Annotated in this window: 1 protein-coding gene; it reads left to right on the top strand. The window is 41.8% G+C overall.

All coding sequences use genetic code 11. The annotated features are described in order from the left end of the window. On the top strand, nucleotides 1–772 hold a 772-nt coding region (locus CWB66_RS20895), incomplete at both ends, for a HAMP domain-containing protein (protein WP_138586949.1).

Genomic DNA, 772 nt, shown 5'->3' with positions numbered 1-772 from the left:
ATTTTTTGAGATCACAGGCATAGAAGTCATGACTCAACGAGAAGCTATGCGTAATGGACTTGGTCAAAGTCGCGAGTACTCAGGGTTATCACGTAGTATGTCTGAGCAGCTGGACGGTTTTTCGCGAGTAAGAATTAGCCAAACTGGCCCGCTGATATATTGGGTGGAGGCTCCACAGGCCCCTGGTTACTGGGTAAAAGTGCCATTAATTGGATTTAAAGAAAATAATCTAGAGTTTTTAACTTTTTACTTATCAAGTATCGGATTTTTAAGTGTGCTAGGTGGTTGGCTGTTTGCTAGGCACTTGAATCGCCCTTTAAAAGCATTACAACAAGCGGCGATTAAAGTGAGTGTAGGGGACTTTTCAACTAAAGTAGGAGAGCAAGGTTCCACAGAAGTAATTGAGGTAACGCGAGCATTTAATCAAATGTCGCGCGGTATTGCTGAGCTTGAAAATGACCGTCGATTATTAATGGCGGGAGTGTCTCACGATTTACGTACGCCGCTCACTCGTATTCGTTTAGCGACTGAAATGATGGCAGACACAGATGAGTTTTTGCGTGACGGAATTATTTACGATATTGAAGATATGAACGGCATTATTGATCAATTTATAGAGTACTTACGTCACCATAAGCGTGAAGAACTTATTTGCGAAGATATTAATGCTTTAGCGGCGGAGGTTGTGCACTCTGAGCTGCAGCATCAACGCTCAATTACATTTAAGAGTAATCCTAATATTGGTAAAATCCCGCTCAGTATAGTGGCAATT

This window comes from Pseudoalteromonas sp. S558, assembly GCF_005886635.1.
Lineage (GTDB): Bacteria > Pseudomonadota > Gammaproteobacteria > Enterobacterales > Alteromonadaceae > Pseudoalteromonas > Pseudoalteromonas aliena.
Note: the sequence above shows the minus strand (reverse complement) of the source record. Positions and strands in the feature narration are given on the sequence as shown.